This window comes from Bacillus sp. 3255, assembly GCF_031456485.1.
GTDB lineage: Bacteria > Bacillota > Bacilli > Paenibacillales > NBRC-103111 > Paenibacillus_E.
In genome coordinates this window covers 46,551-65,475 of record NZ_JAVDUS010000011.1, presented here as the reverse complement: position 1 = coordinate 65,475, position 18,925 = coordinate 46,551, and the positions used below count along the sequence as shown (strand labels likewise).

17 protein-coding genes and 1 pseudogene are annotated in these 18,925 nt (G+C 51.5%); 1 reads left to right on the top strand and 17 read right to left on the bottom strand.

Annotation, left to right across the window (positions count from 1 at the left end):
• Positions 1-366: 366 nt before the first annotated feature.
• A complete protein-coding gene (locus tag J2X61_RS17655) occupies positions 367-1,203 on the bottom strand; it encodes a lipoate--protein ligase family protein (RefSeq protein ID WP_310189475.1) in 837 nt (278 codons plus the stop codon).
• Positions 1,204-1,396: 193 nt separating this feature from the next.
• On the opposite strand from J2X61_RS17655, the gene J2X61_RS17650 reads away from it, so the two are divergent.
• Positions 1,397-2,668 (top strand): ATP-binding protein, encoded by a 1,272-nt coding sequence (locus tag J2X61_RS17650; RefSeq protein ID WP_274470626.1) that lies wholly within the window; start codon positions 1,397-1,399, stop codon positions 2,666-2,668.
• Here J2X61_RS17650 and J2X61_RS17645 read toward each other — a convergent pair.
• The 16 genes and pseudogenes from J2X61_RS17645 to cymR form a co-directional block, all read right to left on the bottom strand.
• Positions 2,651-4,429, bottom strand: a complete 1,779-nt coding sequence (locus J2X61_RS17645; RefSeq protein WP_310189474.1) for a peptidoglycan D,D-transpeptidase FtsI family protein — start codon at positions 4,427-4,429, stop codon at positions 2,651-2,653. The two genes, J2X61_RS17650 and J2X61_RS17645, sit on opposite strands and share 18 nt — an antisense overlap.
• Before the next feature lie 180 nt (positions 4,430-4,609).
• Positions 4,610-5,554: a methyl-accepting chemotaxis protein gene (locus J2X61_RS36380; protein ID WP_396135466.1), complete on the bottom strand. Its 945-nt coding sequence runs from the start codon at positions 5,552-5,554 to the stop codon at positions 4,610-4,612.
• A pseudogene (locus J2X61_RS36375) lies at positions 5,552-6,550 on the bottom strand (cache domain-containing protein); the annotation flags it as partial. The pseudogene J2X61_RS36375 and the gene J2X61_RS36380, both read right to left, overlap by 3 nt.
• A gap of 426 nt (positions 6,551-6,976) precedes the next feature.
• Positions 6,977-8,260: a peptidase U32 family protein gene (locus tag J2X61_RS17635; protein WP_310189472.1), complete on the bottom strand. Its 1,284-nt coding sequence runs from the start codon at positions 8,258-8,260 to the stop codon at positions 6,977-6,979.
• A 26-nt stretch (positions 8,261-8,286) separates the two neighbouring features.
• Positions 8,287-9,216, bottom strand: coding sequence for a peptidase U32 family protein (locus tag J2X61_RS17630; RefSeq protein WP_310189471.1), 930 nt, complete (start codon positions 9,214-9,216; stop codon positions 8,287-8,289).
• Between the two features lie 45 nt (positions 9,217-9,261).
• A complete protein-coding gene (gene mltG, locus J2X61_RS17625) occupies positions 9,262-10,359 on the bottom strand; it encodes an endolytic transglycosylase MltG (RefSeq protein ID WP_274470931.1) in 1,098 nt (365 codons plus the stop codon).
• A gap of 116 nt (positions 10,360-10,475) precedes the next feature.
• On the bottom strand, positions 10,476-10,772 hold the full coding sequence (locus J2X61_RS17620) for a DUF1292 domain-containing protein (RefSeq protein ID WP_274470631.1): 297 nt from the start codon (positions 10,770-10,772) through the stop codon (positions 10,476-10,478).
• Entirely contained in the window at positions 10,769-11,077 is a 309-nt protein-coding gene (locus tag J2X61_RS17615) for a DUF1292 domain-containing protein (protein WP_274470633.1), read from the bottom strand. Before J2X61_RS17615 ends, J2X61_RS17620 begins: the two co-directional genes overlap by 4 nt.
• 6 nt (positions 11,078-11,083) lie before the next feature.
• On the bottom strand, positions 11,084-11,500 hold the full coding sequence (gene ruvX / locus J2X61_RS17610) for a Holliday junction resolvase RuvX (RefSeq protein ID WP_274470634.1): 417 nt from the start codon (positions 11,498-11,500) through the stop codon (positions 11,084-11,086).
• An 18-nt stretch (positions 11,501-11,518) separates the two neighbouring features.
• On the bottom strand, positions 11,519-11,779 hold the full coding sequence (locus tag J2X61_RS17605) for an IreB family regulatory phosphoprotein (protein ID WP_028555746.1): 261 nt from the start codon (positions 11,777-11,779) through the stop codon (positions 11,519-11,521).
• 113 nt (positions 11,780-11,892) lie between these two features.
• On the bottom strand, positions 11,893-14,520 hold the full coding sequence (alaS, locus tag J2X61_RS17600; protein ID WP_274470635.1) for an alanine--tRNA ligase: 2,628 nt from the start codon (positions 14,518-14,520) through the stop codon (positions 11,893-11,895).
• A 794-nt stretch (positions 14,521-15,314) separates the two neighbouring features.
• On the bottom strand, positions 15,315-16,385 hold the full coding sequence (locus tag J2X61_RS17595) for an AI-2E family transporter (protein WP_274470637.1): 1,071 nt from the start codon (positions 16,383-16,385) through the stop codon (positions 15,315-15,317).
• 152 nt (positions 16,386-16,537) lie between these two features.
• On the bottom strand, positions 16,538-16,738 hold the full coding sequence (locus J2X61_RS17590; RefSeq protein WP_238169887.1) for a hypothetical protein: 201 nt from the start codon (positions 16,736-16,738) through the stop codon (positions 16,538-16,540).
• 10 nt (positions 16,739-16,748) lie between these two features.
• Complete coding sequence (locus J2X61_RS17585) at positions 16,749-17,270, bottom strand: PRC-barrel domain-containing protein (protein WP_310189463.1); 522 nt, start codon at positions 17,268-17,270, stop codon at positions 16,749-16,751.
• A 28-nt stretch (positions 17,271-17,298) separates the two neighbouring features.
• Positions 17,299-18,447: a cysteine desulfurase family protein gene (locus J2X61_RS17580; RefSeq protein WP_274470640.1), complete on the bottom strand. Its 1,149-nt coding sequence runs from the start codon at positions 18,445-18,447 to the stop codon at positions 17,299-17,301.
• 8 nt (positions 18,448-18,455) lie between these two features.
• A complete protein-coding gene (gene cymR / locus J2X61_RS17575; protein WP_274470641.1) occupies positions 18,456-18,875 on the bottom strand; it encodes a cysteine metabolism transcriptional regulator CymR in 420 nt (139 codons plus the stop codon).
• Positions 18,876-18,925: the final 50 nt, after the last annotated feature.

Genomic DNA, 18,925 nt, shown 5'->3' with positions numbered 1-18,925 from the left:
TACCTCGCCTGCCCATTCCTGAACCAACGGGATAGTGTTCATAAGGACACATCCAACGATGCAAGCCAGCCTGCCACTCCCTCCGGTCAGTCTGTCTCCTGCCTACTGGTCTACCTACCCGCCATGCCTGGCCACCAGTCGTTCTTCCCGTCTGCCTTCCAGTGACCTGCCTGCCTACTGGCCCGCCTACCCGTCACGCCCCACTGTTTGCCTATTCCCCGCCATGCCTGATCCACTAGTCACTCTGCCCGCCTGCCGCCCCGCCTACCCGTCACGCCTGTCCACCAGTCATTCTGCCCATCGGCCTTCCGGTGACCTGCCGGCCCTACGACACGCCGCCACGCCTCCCTGTTTGCCTGCCAAGCATCACAATGTGCCACTGTTCGGAATCGCATAACGGTCTTTCAGCAGTTCCATCATTGCTGCAATTTGCTCTTCGTCCGGATAACCCGGTATGTCCGCCGGACGCTTGGCCAGCAATCCGCGTGCGGCCATCAGCGTATGCAAGTGCGCGGTGAATGCCGCTGACGTTAACGGCACATTCAGGCACTCCGCCAAGCTGGCCATGCTCCCCGGGGCCACTAACGGATAATCGCCGGGGAATGCGGACCCGGCTGCCCGTTCATAGAAGCCTCTGGCAAGCGCTGCTTTCGCTTCCCCCTCGCCTTCCACAATAATGAAGGCTTGCACGGATATCGCACGCTGCTGCCTGCGCTGCGCGATACCGCAAAACTTGCGCCCGCCAATCGATAAGTCGAATTCCCCCGGGCAGAACGATCCGAGCACTTCACCTTGATCGATCCGGTCTGTCAGCGTACCCATGAGTTCGCGGATCAGAGCCGCCATTGCTTCAAAATCTTTGCGGTGCTCCATATCTCCCGCTTCTTTGGGCAGCAGCAGCGACACATTCACGACGCCTAGGTCCAGCGGAACTGCCGCTCCTCCCGAGTTTCGCACCGCCGTGTCGTAGCCCTGCTCCAATAACCAAGAATTCGCTCGTGCCGCTTCAGGCAGCCGGCTGTCCCTTAACCCCATGACGAACGCCCTTGGGTGCCGCCATATGTGCAGAATGGGAGGAGCTGTCGGGCCGATCGACCGGCACAGCAGCTCCTCCAATGCAAAGGAATATCGGATGGACCGAGATTCGGTCTCGTCCGTCCGATCCAGAATGACCATCGAAGATGGGAGTGGTGCATATGTCATTGTCGTAATCTCCTGAGCTCGCAATTTACTTCCATGCTTCGAATTGTACGGGATTCCGGCTTATGCCGCAACGTGCATACGGCGTTTTTTCGCCAAAAATCATCAAAATTTTGGAAGCAAATCAAAGGAATTTCTAATTTTCTGTCGAATTAGAACGTGCTACCATCAAATTTTTATTAAGTAGGCGAGATCCTTGAACGTAATTGACGATTTACTGCTCAATATTCTTGTTTTAACCGTCCCCATCGTATTATCACACATTTTTTGGCTGGACAGGCCTGACAATACGGACCGTTATTATAAATACGGCGATGTCCTCATCTTCGTCATCAGCTCGGTCCTCGCTATCTTTTGTATGACCCATCCGGTTTTCAAATTCACCGGCATCGAATTCGATCTGCGCATCATTCCGTTGCTTATCGCTTTCCTTTATAGCGGCGTCAGGTCAGGGCTTGCCGTCTCAGCGGCCATACTCGTCTTCTCCTACTTCATGAACGGAGCGCTTTTCATCTGGAGTTTCACTTTATCGGCCCTGCTCGTTCCCTTCATTCTTGCTTTCATTGCGCTGAGCAATTGGAAGCATCTCACCCCCAAAGTCATGTTTCCCAGTTTGCTTGCCTGCGTCAGTGCTTTGGCTACCTTTTGCTTAACGATGTTGGACCGGATATCATCGTTTGTTGCGATGGACGGCACCTTCTTGCTTTACGGCCTGCTGTTCTGTGTCATACATTTCTTTACCATGTGGTTCCTGACCTCTCTCATCGCCCGTATCCAGGAAAATATCGCCATGCGCCAAGAAGTCCACCGCTCCGAGAAGCTGAACGTCTTAAGCGAACTGGCTGCCTCTGTCGCCCATGAAATTCGAAACCCGATGACGGTTGCCCGCGGCTTTATGCAAATCCTCAGCCAATCCCAAGTCACCGAAGAGAAGAAGCAAATCTACACGTCCATGGTCATTAAGGAAATTGACCGCGCCCAAGCCATTATTACCGATTATTTATCTTTCGCCAAACCGGAAGCCGAGAAGCTGGTGCAGCTTAACGTATCCGAACTGACGAATAAACTGAGCAATCTCATTCATCCGTATGCTTCCATGCGCGGGGTAGAAATCTCCATCGACATGGAGCCATCGCTGAACATACAAGCCAATCAGGAGAAATTGATTCAATGTCTCGTCAATTTAACGAAGAACGGCATCGAAGCCATGCCGGAGGGCGGCCAACTGCGAATTGCCGGCTTTAAGCAAGGCTCCAAGGTTATCGTGCAAATCACAGATAGCGGGGTCGGCATGACCTCCGAGCAGATCAACCGTCTGGGAACTCCCTTCTACTCGACGAAAGATAAAGGGACGGGCCTTGGCATGATGGTCTCGTACCGAATTATCAAGACGTTCGGCGGCCTTATTGAAGTTACCTCTCAGCCGGATCAAGGAACGCGCGTCACGATCTCACTGCCTGCCGCTTGACGAACCTGCGAGAATATCCATAATTCCTTTGAATAGCGGTATGGCCTTGTTGCTCTCGGATGGATCCGTGTTCTTAATGACCACGGACACGGCATACTTCGGCGCTGTCACAGGGCCGTATCCGATGAACCACTGGTTGATCTTCTCTTGCTTGCCTGCCATCGTTTGGGCGGTTCCGGATTTGCCGGCCAACGACCACTTCGCCCCCTTCAATCCTTGTCCCGTTCCTTCGGTCACGACTTCTCTCATCCAGCTTAACAGGGTGCGGCTTGTCGCGGCCGATACCCGGCCTTCACTCGAAGCTAGCGCCTGCGGCGGGAACTTCTCCATGACCCGGTCCGTTTGGTACCGGATCTCTTGCACCACTCTCGGGGAATAACCCTTGCCCGCATGAAGCAGCGTGACGATCATATTAGACGCTTGCAGCGGGGTCATCAAGACATCTCTCTGCCCGATAGCCGTCTGCATCAGAACCCCTTCGTCATCGTGCGGCGTATGGGCGCCGAACAGCTGCCCGCTCTCCTCGCTGTCGAACTGGCGGAGCATTGTTTCCGCGTCTGTCTGTCCCTTCCAACCGACCTCATCCAACACGCCCAGCTTGTGCGCGTAGGCTTCCAGCTGAGCAGGCGTCAGCCGCTGCATCACGTTCGCGAATACAATATTGCAGGACTGCGCAAAGCCCTCCTCCAACGTTAACGGGCCATGCCCGTCCTTCCTCCAGCACGTAAATCCGTATTTACCGAGCGCTCCATTGCAGGTAAACGTCTCCCCCGGCTTGACAACACCGAGATCCAAGGCGGCGGCAGCCACGACTGTTTTGAAAATAGAACCCGGTGCCGTCGCTTTCAACGCATAGTTGCTCCAGCTATTGCTAGCCAGATCGACAGCCGTCTGGTCGTAATTAGGCCTGCTCGCCATCGCCACAACGTCCCCTTGCTCCACAGCCTGCACAACGGCAGCCCCCTCACGGATATTCATCTGATCCATGAGTTGTTCGATCTGCCGCTGCAAGCCCGCATCCAGCGTCGTTACCAGCTTAACCGGATAAAATGTGTTATCCGGAGCGATCATGCGGGCATCGAGACCGGCTAAAGGCCGCTTGCCGGCATCCATGAAATAAGAGATCGAAGTCTCTCCGATGCCGCGCAGCCACCAATCGAACGTTTTCTCCAGACCTGCTCCGCCAATCTTCGTTGTCAGAGCAACTTTGCCCTTTGCCAAATCTGCTCCGTACAAATTCATGACACGGTCCGGGTTTTGGCCGACGAACCCGATCAGCTGCCGTGCCGTCATGCCGGCCGGATAACGATCCTCCATCTCCACCACCTTGACGTTCGGCAGGCCAAGCGCATGAATCTGCTCCTCTTGCCTGTCCGTTAACGCAGCCGGTTTCCCATCCAATGCCGTGCTCCACACCTGCGGTTCTGTCAAGTCTTGCATGAATGCATGCCACGCCTTACCTGTCGTCTGCAAGATCCGAACCAATTGAGCTTCCTGCTGCGGATCAGGCCTCATCTCGTCATGGATGGGGAACACGACAAGCGCTTTAACCTGAGCGCCCGTCATCGGCCTCAAGTTCCGATCGAGAATATCTCCTCTGCCGCTGTCCAGCACCAACGCGCGCTGTCTCTGGACAACCGAATTTTTGAGCAAATTCACTCCCCGCGAGCTGTAATTTTCCGTTGCCGCAATCTGGATCCAGAACAGCTTGCCGGCAATCCCCGCAAACAGGAGCACAATCGTGAGAAGAACTAGAAACATACGGCGTTTTTCATTTAAAGATAGCTGTTTAACCCTCATGCCACGGACTCCCAACTTTGCCAATTGATGCTGATGGCTACAGTATCGTCATTCCCGCACGCCGGCAAACCGCTCGTTTCCAGGATATATCAAAAAAGCCTACCCTCTGAAATCGAGAGCAGGCTGCGAATGATATAAGAACTATATTTCGAATTTGGAAAGCGTGTCGTTCAGCGACTTGGACAGCAGATCCAGCTTGTCCGACAATTTGACGAGTCCGTCACTGATGCTAAGCTGTTCGGAGCTCAAGGAAGCTACTTCCTCCGATGTCGCAAGCGATTCTTCCGCGACCGCGCTGACATTCGTCATAGCGTCCGAGAGAACGACCTGAGACTGCTCCAGGGTGGAAATGGAATCGCTGACCGTGCTGAGCTGCTCGATAAAGCCGCCCATGTGCGTCGTCACTTGTTTGAAAATGATATCCGCTTCTTTCACGGCCAAAATTTGCTCTTGGAAGATCGGCGTTGCGGTTGACAATACCTTCACCGTCTCATCGATTTCCTTTTGAATCGTTTCTGTAATCTGTCCGACGACGTCGATGGATTGGCGCGATTGATCGGCCAGCTTGCGGATTTCATCGGCCACGACCATGAAGCCTTTGCCTGCCGCTCCGGCGCGAGCCGCTTCAATGGTTGCATTCAACGACAAGATGTTCGTTTGCTTCGTCATGTTGTTGAGAACATCCAGAATTTTGCGGATGGAACGGGTGCTATCCTTCAGATTGTCGACTTTATCGACCATCGAACGGATCATTTCCTCGGTCAAATTCGTTTTGGAGATCAGCTCCGACATATACTTCGTACCTTGCTCGGAGGAGCTTTGAACGTCGGCGGCCGCCGTTCCCATCTCCAGATTCGCTTCAATAACTTGCTTCATTTGGACACCGATATGCTGTGTCAGTTCGTTGCCGCGTTCGGATTCCGTCGCAAGTCCGCCGGCCCCGTTGGAAATTTCATCGGTCGCTACCGCAATCTCTCTGGCGGCAGTCGCCGTCACCTTAGAGGAGTTGCTTAACTCCTGCGCGGTTTCGAACACAGCTTGCGCAGAGTTGCTCGTTTGTTGAACAAGCGTTGTGATCTGCTGCATCATCGTATCGAAGCTTGCGCCGAGCTGTCCGATCTCATCCTGGGTGACATAGTTGGCGCGAACCGTTAGCTTGCCTTTCGCCCCTTGCTGCATCAGGTTGCGCAAATTGATCAGCGGACGGCCGATCATTCTCGCTACGAATAGACCGATTAATACGGCAGCGATGGCAGCGAAGAGAGCGATGAGAAGTGTATAGTTGAAAATTTTCTTGGCATCTTTAACCAATGCGCTGACCGGAATGTCGCCAACCAGATTCCAACCGGATAAATTGGATTTGTAGTAAGCGACCAGATGGTCGTCTTTCGTCGTGAAGGAGCCGTGTTCTTCGGCAAGCTGCTCTTTCGTCAATTGAACTTCCGCATCTTTCTCAAGCTGCGTGATATCTTTGACGGCGACGTTTTTGTTATCAGCATTCGTGATTACGACTTTGCTGTCGTCTCCCAAAGACATGCCATCCAGTTCTTTATTCAACAGATCCGTGCTAAGCTCCAGCAGAAGAACCGCGGAAGTGCTGTTCGTCAGTGTATTTCTCATCAGGCGTCCGATGGCGAACGTATTCGTCGAAGAAGACGAGTACCCTTTGAGCTTACTGTCCAGCCATGCGACCTTGCCGCCGTTATCAATGATCTTTTTGAACCAATCCGTCGAACCGGAATTCTCGCTAAGCGTGCTTCCGCCGGAACCCGTAATGACGATCAATTTGCCGTCGGGTCTGTACAGATGAAGCGTTTTAATCGACTTGTTGGAGAAGGTCACGACATTCAATTTATCCGTTAATTGACGGACGACCTCAAGCGATTCATAGGAGGATGGATCCAGTGTCGGCACTTTCTCGAGAAGGTCCTGCAATTCCTTGTTCAACATAATTTGCAGCGATGTTTCTTCGAACGTCTGGTAGAGGAAGTCCAGCTTCTGCCCCGCCTGCGTGACGGTTTGAAGCGACGATTCCGCCACTTTGTTCTTGATGACGCTCTTGGATACGCTGTACGAAATCATCCCAACGATCAGAACGAAGAACAGAATGCTGATGAAGAACATTAAAAACAGCTTCATGCCGACGGACTTCACCGGGTTCTCCAGCTTCACCTGCTTCATTTCCTTGAATGCGGCTGTGCCCATTTGCTTGGAAGTGCTGCCAGCTGCGCCAAGAATACGACCCCACGGAACATTTCGAATTGTTTGAACGACTGCTTTGTTTAAAAATGCGAGAATACTTTGGAGTCCTTTTTTCATTTCATTCACCGCCATTAGTTTCTGCTTCAATGCCCCCGTACTTTCGTCCTAAATTGAAAAGGGTTACATTCAAGTTTTTTTATATATTTCGACACGCTCAAACAATTTCCTTTATTATTCGTTCCAAAAAAAGAATAAAAAAAGAAACTTTCTCCAATATACCTTAGTGTGGAGAAAGCTTCCATGGTACTATTTTCCTGTTTTCTTTCGCATCATATCCCATTTTTTTACAGGAAGTTCCGTCTTCAATTCGATAATTTGCAGCGGATGCCTTGCTGCGTCCAGCTTTTGACCTTCTTCATTCCAAATCGCGTCAACCTTTTGTTTGAAATGCGTGCCCTCCGGTCCGAAAAACTCGACTTCCTGCCCCGGTTTAAAATGATTCCGCTGCTGAATGCGGGCGATGCCCGTTGCTGCATCATAGGAGAGCACCAAACCGACGAAATCAAACCCGACGACTTTATCCTCCGGCTCGAAGATGTGATCCTCAGGACCCGGTGCTTCGTAGAAAAAGCCCTCATTCAATGGCCGGTTCGCCGCTTTATGAATTTCTTCCAGCCACAGCGGATTCAGCTTGAAATTGTCCGGATCTTCGAAGTAACTGTCGATGGCTTGACGGTACGCATTCACGACCGTTGCCACGTAGTGGATACTTTTCATCCGGCCTTCAATCTTGAAGCTGTCGACGCCGGATTCTATCATATCGGCAATATGCTCGATCATGCTGAGATCCTTGGAGCCCATCGTGAAGGCATCGTCATCTTCGCCGAACAAAGGCAGATCCGTCGCAAGCGGGCCCGATAGCTGCTCATCCTTGGCGAACAAATCATATTTCCAGCGGCATGATTGCGAGCAGCCGCCGCGGTTCGAATCCCGGTCCGTGAAATGGTTGGAAAGGACGCATCTTCCGGAATAGGAGCTGCACATCGCGCCGTGAATGAACGCTTCGATTTCGACATCGACATGCGCTTTAATCTCATCGATTTCCTTCATGCTCGCTTCACGGGCCAGCACGACCCGTTCAATCCCTTGATCTTTCCAGAATTTCACGGTCTGCCAGTTCATGACCGATTGCTGCGTGCTGACGTGAACCTCCAGCTTGGGAGCTACGCGGCGGCACGTCTCCATAATGATCGGATCCGCTGCGATGATCGCGGAGATCCCGGCCTCTTGCAGTCCGCGCAAATAATCTTCCAAGCCCTCGATATCTTCATTGTGGGCATAAATGTTCGTAGCGACGAAAACCTTCGCGCCATACCCGTTCGCGAATTCCACCGCCTCGCGCATCTCCTCCAGCGAGAAGTTATCGGCGCTCGAGCGCAAACCGTATTTCTGCCCGCCGATATAGACGGCATCCGCTCCGTAATGGATCGCAAATTTCAACTTCTCCAAATTGCCCGCAGGGGCCAATAGCTCAGGCTTATGCAGCCTTACACGCTTTCCTCTCGCTCGTTGTTCCAACGCTGTCGTCATCTCGAAAACGCACCTTCTTCCATGTATCAATATACCTGTTCTTTATAGAAAAACCCGTAGGATAGTTCGCGCTCAGGATCCTGCAATTCGGCGATAGCGTCCAGCCATTCCTGCTTGAATGTATAGCCGGCCGGATCGGCCGCATACGCGTCAATGGCCGCGCGATAGCTTCTCACAACCGTTTCATTGTAAACGGCAGATTTCAGGAGCCCTTCAATCTTCAAACTGTCGATATTTCCGTCCATCAGCTCAGGCAAATTCTCCAGCATGCAAATATCTTCCGAGCTCATGATATGCGTGCCGTTGCTGTCCTCATACACCGGATAACGCTGGTCCCGGCGTTCATGCTCAATCAGGAATAGTCCGCGCCCGATGGAGCGATCCTCCGCTGCGGCGTCATGGCCCTGATGTTCGATATAATTTTTCACTAGCTCCCGCTTGGAGTGATAAATATTCGTGATGCCGTGAACCTGAACTTCCACGCTCAGTTCCGTATTCGCTTTGAAAGCCAGCACCTGATCCATGTTCAGCTCTCTGGCCAGCACGACGCGCGATGCGCCCTGCCTGCCCCAATAATTCGCCGTCGCATAGTTGGTGGAGGTCATCTCCGCATTCCAATGCAGGGCGAACCCCTGCGGCAAGGTGCGCGCAGCCATCAGCACCGCAGGATCGCCGAAAATGACCCCGTCAGCACCAAAGGCTTGCAGCCGGCTCAAATATTCGTCAAGCCCTTCTAGCGAGGCGTTATCGAATATTTTGTTAACCGACACATAGACCTTCGCCTGCTTCTCGTGCGCCCAAGCGACGGCCTCTGCGATCTCCTCCGGCTTCATATTCCCCGGAAGGCGCATGGCGTAGCGCTCTTCGCCGACTATAACGGCATCTGCGCCCGCTTCGATTAATCGTTTCACATCTGCGATCGAGCCGCAGCTTACTACGAGTTCTGGTTTTTTCACTTGCTTACCCTACCTTCTGTCAGCTTCCTGTCCATCTTCCATCTTCTAATTCGCGGCTTTTTTGCTTTCCGCAATATTTTTCTTATGTTCCTCGAACGTCTCGGCGAACAAATGCCCTTTCGTTCCATCCTTCTTCGTTACATAGAACAAATATTTCGTCTCTTCCGGGTAGATTGCGGCTTTCATCGAAGCCAGACTGGGACTGGCGATCGGCCCCGGCGGCAAGCCCGTGTTCAAATACGTATTGTAAGGGCTTTGAATCTGCAAATCCTTCTCCAGCAATCGCTCTTTGGATTTATCGAATAAATATTGCACCGTGGCATCGATTTGCAGCGGCATGTTCTTCTTCAGCCTGTTTTGGATCACGCCGGATACGAGAGCCCGCTCTTCATCCTGCACGACCTCCCGCTCAATGAGCGAAGCGATCGTCAGCATCTGATGCACGGTCAGTCCGCGCTCCTTCAGCTTGTCCTTCCAGTCGGGAGGCAGCGTAGCCAGCTTCTTGTCCAGCTCTTGCAAGGTGCGCTCAATGAATTCCTGTTCCGTCGAACCCTTCTTGAATTCATAGGTTTCCGGGAACAAGTAGCCCTCCAGCTTGTGCTTCAGGTTTTTGTTATCGGGGATGGCTAAAGCCGTCTCGCTCTTCAAATCCGCAGGAGCATTCGCCATCTGCAGGAATACATCCTTGCTCCATGGCGTCCCCTCGCTCAATTTAGCAGCGATCTGTTCGATGGTATACCCCTCGGGAATCGTAACGCGGATAACCTCTTCCTTTACGGTTTCTCCTTTATTGAGCTTGTCAATCACCTGATCGAACGTAATCCCCGGCTTCATGCCGTACTCGCCGGCTTGAAATCTGGAGCCTTGCTTCTTCAGTTTGAGATAGTACGTAAAAATGGATGAGTTCTTAATAAGACCTTTGGCCTCAAGCTCTTTGGCAATTTGGACGGATCCGGCACCTTGCGGAATGGATACCCTCACCTCTTGCTCGGATGCTGCAACCGGCTGCATCGCATTCACGATGAACAGTCCGATCCCAGCGGCCGTCCCCACAAGAAGAAGCAGGATCAGACCTATCACGATCAGGACGATTCTGCGCGTCCTCTTCCTGGGTTCATTGCCTTCACTGCCATGATCAAGCATGTTGTTCACTATAAACCTCCTAAGTGCATAACGGCTTGCTTGCCGCGCAGCCCCTCTGCGCTAGCTCTCCAAGCAAACAAAAACGAGCGGATGCGCTCCGCTCGGTTGTTTGCTTCTTACAAGTCATCCCCATCCGGAAAAACCATCTCGTCGTAGAGCTCCGAAACGGTTTCCCATTCATCGTCGTCCTCGATGGTTTCCAGCTCGTATTGCCCGTCCGCATCCGTCGTTACCCGGAAAACCGCAACCTCGTCTTCCTTCTTCAACTGATCCGATTGCAAAACGGCATAGGTTTGACCCTCATATACGAATTCTTTAAGAAGATGATAGACCGTCGATTCGTTTTGCTCATCAAACAAAATGATATCATCCCCGTAAGCTTTACGCAATACGTCGGAAGGCGTCGTACTCATGCTTCGTCTTCCTCATCGAATTCCGCCATCAACGTGTTGAAGGTTTCTTCCACGATGTTCCATTCTTCCTCATCCTCGATCGTGAACAGCTTCAAATCTTCGCCGTCGTCATCCTCTTCGTAACGGAAGGCGTACACTTCGTCGGATTCTTCGTCTCCTCCGTCCGTAGGCACAACCATCATGTACTTCTTGTCAGAACCGTCCACTTCGAATTTCATGATAACCTCGAACTCTTCTTCGTTGCCTTCATCGTCCGGGATGTAAATGATTTCTGGTTCCTCTTCACGCAATTCTTCTTTGGACATGTCCATTCACCTCTTCATATTGGCATCCATGTACCCCTGCAGGATGATTTGCGCCGCCATTTTATCGATCACAGCCTTCCGTTTCTTACGGCTCACATCCGCTTCAAGCAGAGTGCGAGTGGCTGCTACGGTTGTCAAACGCTCATCCCACAAATGTACCGGTACACTTAGTTTTTGTTCTAATTCTTTCGAGAAAGCAATGGCCAGCTCGCCTCGAGGACCAATCGTGTTGTTCATATTCTTGGGTAGACCTACAACGATCTTGGATACATCGTACTGCTTGACGATGGCCTCCAGCCGCTCAATGTCTTCCCCAGGCTTACGCCGGTGTATGACTTCAAGCGCTTGGGCCGTCCAGCCCAATTCGTCGCTTATCGCTACGCCGATCGTTTTATCCCCATAATCCAAGCCAATCCATCTCATGCCGGTACCCATTTCCTTCTATTTGTGTTGACCCAGGTAAGCGCGAACCAATTCCTCGATCAGCTCGTCGCGTTCCCGTTTGCGAATGAGGCTCCGCGCATTATTATGCCGTGGAATATAAGCAGGATCTCCGGAAAGCAAGTACCCGACAATCTGGTTAATCGGATTATACCCTTTTTCCTGAAGAGCATCGTACACCGCCAGTAGCACATCTTTGGGGGAAGTTTCGATTTCTTCTGCTTTCACGTTGAACTTCATCGTTTTATCCATGGAACTCATCAGGAGCACCTCACTTTCCTTGTGAAACCATTTGTAAAAAATTTGAAAATTGTTCGTGTATACTGGTTTATATTCTCTATGGGTTTAAAAATTCCTGTCCCACAAAAAAATAATTATGCAAATTGGGAAAGAAGTCCTTCTACACCGGACAATGCCGCTTGCAATTTGGAAGGATCTTTGCCGCCTGCTTGCGCCATATCCGGACGGCCTCCGCCGCTTCCGCCTACGGCAGCCGCCACTTCTTTGATGATCTTGCCGGCATGGAAGCCCTTAGCCACAAGATCCGGGGTAACCGCTGCAACCAGGTTCACTTTATCGTCAGCAACTGCGCCGAGCACGATAACGGCTGAGCCCAGCTTCACTTTCATCTCATCGACGATATTGCGAAGGGAGTCCATATCCGCCGCACTCACTTGAGCGGCTAGTACCGATACGCCGGCAGCTTGCTTCACCTGATCGGCCAGCGAACCCGCTTCAATGCGGTCTAGCTTGCCGCGCAGCGACTCGTTCTCACGCGACAACTCTTTAATTTGCGACAGCGCCGCTTCCACCCGTTTCGGCACATCCTGGATGTTCGACTTCAACAAGCCGGCCGATTCCTTCAGCAGTTGCAGCTGCTGGTCCAAATACTCGTACGCGCTGCGGCCGGATACCGCTTCGATCCGGCGTACGCCTGATCCGATACCGGATTCGCTGACGATTTTGAACAGACCGATCTGCCCTGTGTTCTGAACGTGGCAGCCGCCGCAAAGCTCCAAGCTGTAATCGCCGACTTGTACAACACGAACGATATCGCCGTATTTCTCGCCGAACAGCGCCATGGCGCCCATCGCTTTCGCTTCCGCGATCGGTTTCAAGGAAATGTCCACATTCGTGTTATTCCAAATTTGACGGTTGACACGCTGCTCCACATCCTGCAATTCTTCGGCGCTGATGCTTCCGAAGTGCGAGAAGTCGAAGCGCAGCCGGTCCGGTTCGACAAGAGACCCTGCCTGGTTAACGTGAGTGCCGAGCACTTCCTTCAGCGCTTTGTGCAGCAGATGCGTCGCCGTGTGGTTCTTGATAATATCTCCGCGCTCCGCACTCGAAACGATTGCTTCTACGGTATCCCCTTTGCGGAGCACGCCGGACTCGACGACTACCTTATGAACATGCTGACCGTGAGGAGCTTTGATCACGTCTTCCACTTTCAGCGTCACTTGCTTGTTCTTGATCGTTCCGAAGTCGCTCACCTGACCGCCGCTCTCCGCATAGAAAGGTGTGCGGTCAAGAATCACTTGGCAGGTCTCGCCGACGCCGACAATGTCCACAAGCTCGTTCTCATGAACGATCGCTTCGATTTTAGCAGTAACTACCAATTCATTATAACCAACAAATTCGCTTTTAACCGTCAATTCGGACAGCGGGCCGCCCTGTACCTTCATCCCGCCTTCTTTCTGGCTGGCTGCGCGAGCACGGTCGCGCTGCTCCTGCATCGCCGCATCGAAGCCTTCGCGGTCAACGCTCAAGCCTTGCTCGGAAGCGAAATCCTCTGTCAGGTCGAACGGGAAGCCGTACGTGTCGTACAATTTGAAAGCGTCAGGTCCGCTGATTTGATTCAAGCCTGCTTGACGCGTCTTCTCCACCATTTCACCAAGAATAACCAATCCGTCGCTCAGCGTTTCGTGGAATCGCTCTTCTTCCGTACGAATCACCTTCTCGATGAATTCGCGTTTGTCCACAACTTCCGTGTAGTACACGCCCATGATTTCGCCGACGGTAGCGACCAGTTTATACAGGAACGGTTTGTCTTGGCCAAGCACCTTGCCGTAGCGTACGGCACGGCGCAGCAGACGGCGGATGACATAGCCGCGGCCTTCGTTGGAAGGCAGGACGCCATCGCCTACGGAGAAAGCAACCGTACGGATGTGATCGGCAATCACTTTGAACGCTACATCGTGTTCGTCATTCGTATGGTAGGTTACGCCGGTAAGCTCACTAGTTTTGTCAATGATCGGTTTGAACAGGTCCGTATCGAAGTTGGAATCCACGTCCTGCAGAATGGAAGCAAAGCGCTCCAAGCCTGCGCCCGTATCGATGTTTTTGTTCGGAAGCGGCGTGTAGCTGCCGTCCTTATTGTGGTTGAACTGTGTGAATACGAGGTTCCATACTTCCAAGAAACGCTCGTTCTCCCCGCCGGGCCAGCACTCCGGATCGGAAAGATCGCCGTATTTGTCCCCGCGGTCATAAAAGATTTCCGTACACGGACCGCAAGGGCCTTCCCCGATGTCCCAGAAATTGTCTTCTTTGAGCTTGTAAATACGCTCTTCCGGGATGCCGATCTGCTTATTCCATATCTCAAAAGCTTCTTCGTCGTCTTCATGCACAGTGACCGAAATCCGGTTCGGATCGAATCCGATCCACTGCGGGTCCGTCAGGAACTCCCATGCCCATGGAATAACTTCTTTCTTGAAATAATCACCGATGGAGAAGTTACCTAACATTTCGAAGAACGTATGGTGACGGCGCGTTTTGCCGACGTTCTCGATATCGTTGGTCCGAATACATTTCTGAGCGTTCGTAATCCGCGGATTCTCCGGGATTTCACGTCCATCCAAATAAGGCTTCAGAGGCGCAATCCCCGCATTAATCCAGAGCAGCGACGGATCGTTATGAGGGACGAGCGAGGAGCTCGGCTCTACCTTATGCCCCTTACTTGCGAAGAACTGCAACCATTTGGAACGAATTTCACTTGCTTTCATCTCTCTCAAGCCTCCAAGTTTCCTTATTAATGTTTGATTAACAAACAAAAAACGCCCCTGCTTGAACAGGGACGAATCATCGCGGTACCACCCTGGTTATCGCATTCGCCTCCGCGCAGCTTAAGCAGCGGAAACAAAGCAATCTCCTTGTGCGGATCTGTAACGGGTCCAACCGGTGGAGTTCATCCACACTCCGAAATCAGCGTTCAGCCATCCTAGCACCGAGAGGTCCTCTCAGCCGGAACGAGGAGCTGCTGCTCACCCGAATCGGAACCTCATCTCTGACAGTGGACTATGGCTTACTTCAATTTCATCAACGATTTCTGAAATAGATCTAGATAAGGCAAATTATAACTATATGCCGCAGCGGTGTCAATATTCACAACTGTCATGGAACCATTGCCGATGGGGAAACGTAAGAACATTACATTCTTCTACCGAAGGGCGGGAATCGGGCATGGATGTCTCCACGCTTACATTGTTAGGACTGATTGCTCCCGTTTTCGTACTAATTATCTATATCATGACCAAAACGCTCATTAAGAAAGAGATCCCGGTTTAAAAACCTAGTTGACAATCGTTCTCAGTCAGAGTATACTAAACTCATTGATAATGATTTTCATTATCGTATGTCGCTTAAAGCGAACCTTGTATACTTACTCCGTAGCCCACTCGATGGTTTACGTATGCCACACCCTTTAATATCCTCAACCCTCGTACAGAACCCCTGTAACCATGATCCCGCAAGTCATGGCTTACAGGGGTTTTGTGCGTCTTCCAGCTGCTTCGTCAGGTCACGTAGGCTGCTTATGAACATAATGCAGGAAGATATGCTGAATAATGACTTTCATGACGGCGAAGAAAGGCACGGCTAAGATCAAACCGACGATCCCCGCGACTTCTCCTCCCACCAGCAAGGCGAATATGATCACAAGCGGGTGCATATGCAGCTTTCTGCCGACAACCTGCGGTGAAATCACATTGCCCTCGAGAATTTGCACGGTCATGTTGACGAGCGCCACGAACAGCACCATTCTGAGCGAAATGGTTGAAGCCATAATAATCGCGGGCGCTGCCCCGAAGAACGGTCCCAGGTATGGGATAATGTTGAAGATCGCCACTACGCTGGCCAACAGCAGCGGGTACGGCATATCAATCAGCCAGTACCCCAAATAGGCCAGCCCGCCGATAATGACACAGACCAACAGTTGACCGCGGATATAATTGCCGAGCGCCGTATCGATGTCAAGGAGCAGCTTGACCGTTCTCTTCCGGTGCTCCTTCGGTACGATCGCCAGAGCTGTTTTCTCGATAATTTGAAAATCCTTGAGAATATAGAACGCAACGAACGGCACGATGAACGCCACGAACAGCATGGAGATCGTTGCGCCGATCTGATTCATATAGTTGGAGATCGCCATCGAAATACTGTTTTCCAGCTTCGTCAAGGAATTGTTGAACCCCGTACGGACACTATCCGGCAGCAGCTTATTTTGATTAAAACCGTCTACAAGCGACTGCGCCTTCACCGCCATCTGCGGCATGTGTTCATTTAACTCCGCAATTTGCGTCATGAACATCGGTGTCATATTCATAATGATGACTGTGAGCGATGAAATAAAGACGCTGTAAATAAGCAGCACCGCAATCGTCCTGGGAACCTTCCGTTGGTTCAACATATTGACGACCGGATTCAAAATGTACGAAATAATCACGGCGATGAAGAATGGCATCAGGATGGCTTTCAAGAACGTAAACAAGCTCAGCAGAATCGGCTTGATTTGCAGCAGCATATACAGGCAGGCCAGAGCAAGCAGCAAATAAATGAGCCCAACAAACCAGCGGTTTCTCCAAAAACGTTCCACCTGTGTTCACCTCGGTCATTCAAATAATGTTAATGCCCATACAGTATATGTACATGCTGGTCAAATTAACCTCGGTGGCGATGAAAACGGCAAAAAACGTTACCTCTCCGGCACGGCCGCGCTGGAAAAGTAACGTTTTTGGTGTATTATGGTTAATTGGCGTGTTCTTGGACCAGAGGCATTTCTTCTTCAAAAAACAAATCATCCAGAGAACTTAGCGTACCGTCTTCCTCTACTTGGTAGACGGACATCTTCTCTCCGTTCACGCTGAGTTCGATAAAGCAACCCCAGCAGTAAAATTGGTGGGAACCGATTTTTCCAATGTCTTTGGAATTACAGTTTGGACAACGCATCTTGCTCACCCTATTCTTCTTTGGATACGAAGAGTTCTTCAACTTCCTGAGCGCAATGTACGGGCACGATGATGGCATCGTCTCCCTTCGTCGCCGTCTCCGGCATCGGGAGCCATCTTCGCCCTTCTTTTAAATCAGAAATAAACCCTTCGGACAATTCATAACCTACTATTTGTTTACCCCAATCCTGGGTTAAATAAACATCTTCTACCATGCCTAATTTGTCTCCACCGACTGTGACGACAGGAAGTCCCTTGATTCGCCGGCTTCCTTCCAGAAGAGCATGACACTCTCCCGTATGCTCGAATTCGATAATGACATGTTCGTTCGGTATGGTAACGGCATCTTCTCCGGCAGCAACGACGCCATCCCACGGTACATACCGTAAGGAGGAAAACCACATCTTCGCTTCCAGGATGATCCCTCGTATATTCCACTCAGGGTCAATCAGCAAATCTTTAACTTGACCTATCTGCTTGCCGGATTCTACCGTCAGAACGGGAAGTCCGATCAAATCGTGCGCTTTGCGCAAGGTGTTTTCCCCCTAGAACCACCCGGTACTAATTAGTACGCAGCCGTTTGACAATGGTTGCAATTTTCTGGGCAGCTGTTTCAATTTGATCTTTAGAATTCCCCATTCCAAAGCTAAATCGAACGGCTGAGGAGGTAACATTTTCTGGCAGTTTCATCGCTTGCAGCACATGGGATACTTCCAGCGAGCCTGACGTACAAGCCGAGCCGCTTGCCGCGGCCACGTCCTCCAGATCAAGATTCATCAGCATCGTTTCGGTCGAGACGCCCGGGAAGCTGATATTCACAATGTGCGGAACGCGCTGCTCCGGATGCCCGTTGATGACGAAAGCCTCGCGGCCCAATTGCTGCTCCAGGGAGGCAATCAAGCTGCGGTTAAGTTTCGCGGCTTGCTCATAGAAGCTGTCCGTCATTGGCAGTATCCGCTCTACAGCCTTGGCGAAGCCGGCTATTGCCGCCACATTCTCTGTTCCCGCCCGGCGCTTGCGCTCCTGCGAGCCGCCATAGACATGCGGGACAAGCTTGGTGTTCTTGGACACGTATAAAGCGCCAATTCCGTTAGGTCCGTATATTTTGTGAGCCGATAAGCTTAGCATATCGACGGGAAGATCATGCAGATGAATGGGCAGCTTACCTAACGCCTGCACGGCATCTACATGGAAGGGGATATTCCGGCTGCGGGCCAGACGCCCGATCTGTTCAATCGGCTGAATGGTGCCGACCTCATTATTCACATACATGATGGAGATTAGAGCCGTGTCGGGACGAATAGCGGACTCAACATCTTCCATTTGAATAAGACCAGTCGGACCTACTGGCAGGTAAGTCACCTCATAACCGAGGCTCTCCAACCGTTCGCATGGATGCAGAACAGCGTGATGCTCAATGGATGAAGTGATGATGTGCTTCTTGCCTTCTCCACCTGCCTGGATGATCCCGAAGATGGCCATGTTATTGCTCTCCGTTCCACCGCTCGTGAAGATGAGCTCGGCAGGCAGACAGCCCAAGGACTTCGCCATCGCGTCACGAAACCTGTTAAGTGCTGTTCTTGTCGCTCTGCCGAAGCTATGGGTGCTGGAAGGATTGCCAAAATACGTTGTATAGTAAGGAAGCATCGCTTCCATGACTTCGGGATGCACCGGCGTCGTTGCCGCGTGATCAAGATAAATTGGATTCATAATCACCTTTAGATATAGAACATGTAGTTATCGTGCTTGCCTTGATCCTCGAAGGAGATCAAGTTCGCGAGCGTTGTTGAATCCAGCACTTCCGCAATGCTGTCGCGAATCCGGATCCAGAGATCACGCTTGGCCGGATCGTCTTCTTCCGTGAAATCGACCGGAGAGATCGGCCCTTCCAGAACGCGAATCACTTCGCCTGCTGTTACTTGATCGGCGGATTTCGAAAGGATATACCCGCCGTACGCTCCGCGAATACTCTTGACCAATCCCGCGTTACGCAATGGTGCGACCAGCTGTTCCAGATAGTGCTCGGACAGTTGATGCTTTTCCGCAATGCTTTTGAGTGAAGTAGGACCTTCACCGACTCGATTGGCCAGCTCCATCATAATAGTTAAACCATAGCGGCCTTTTGTGGAAATTTTCAAAAATTACACCTCATTTAATAACATATATGCCATCCAAGGGGCTAATTGAT

Bases quoted from the DNA above. Each gene is read 5' to 3' on its own strand.
- J2X61_RS17655 (WP_310189475.1), bottom strand. From the start codon at position 1,203: ATGACATATGCACCACTCCCATCTTCGATGGTCATTCTGGATCGGACG.
- J2X61_RS17645 (WP_310189474.1), bottom strand. From the start codon at position 4,429: ATGTTTCTAGTTCTTCTCACGATTGTGCTCCTGTTTGCGGGGATTGCC.
- J2X61_RS36380 (WP_396135466.1), bottom strand. From the start codon at position 5,554: ATGCAGCAGATCACAACGCTTGTTCAACAAACGAGCAACTCTGCGCAA.
- J2X61_RS17635 (WP_310189472.1), bottom strand. From the start codon at position 8,260: ATGACGACAGCGTTGGAACAACGAGCGAGAGGAAAGCGTGTAAGGCTG.
- mltG (WP_274470931.1), bottom strand. From the start codon at position 10,359: ATGCTTGATCATGGCAGTGAAGGCAATGAACCCAGGAAGAGGACGCGC.
- J2X61_RS17620 (WP_274470631.1), bottom strand. From the start codon at position 10,772: ATGAGTACGACGCCTTCCGACGTATTGCGTAAAGCTTACGGGGATGAT.
- J2X61_RS17615 (WP_274470633.1), bottom strand. From the start codon at position 11,077: ATGTCCAAAGAAGAATTGCGTGAAGAGGAACCAGAAATCATTTACATC.
- ruvX (WP_274470634.1), bottom strand. From the start codon at position 11,500: ATGAGATGGATTGGCTTGGATTATGGGGATAAAACGATCGGCGTAGCG.
- J2X61_RS17605 (WP_028555746.1), bottom strand. From the start codon at position 11,779: ATGAGTTCCATGGATAAAACGATGAAGTTCAACGTGAAAGCAGAAGAA.
- alaS (WP_274470635.1), bottom strand. From the start codon at position 14,520: ATGAAAGCAAGTGAAATTCGTTCCAAATGGTTGCAGTTCTTCGCAAGT.
- J2X61_RS17590 (WP_238169887.1), bottom strand. From the start codon at position 16,738: ATGCGTTGTCCAAACTGTAATTCCAAAGACATTGGAAAAATCGGTTCC.
- J2X61_RS17580 (WP_274470640.1), bottom strand. From the start codon at position 18,447: ATGAATCCAATTTATCTTGATCACGCGGCAACGACGCCGGTGCATCCC.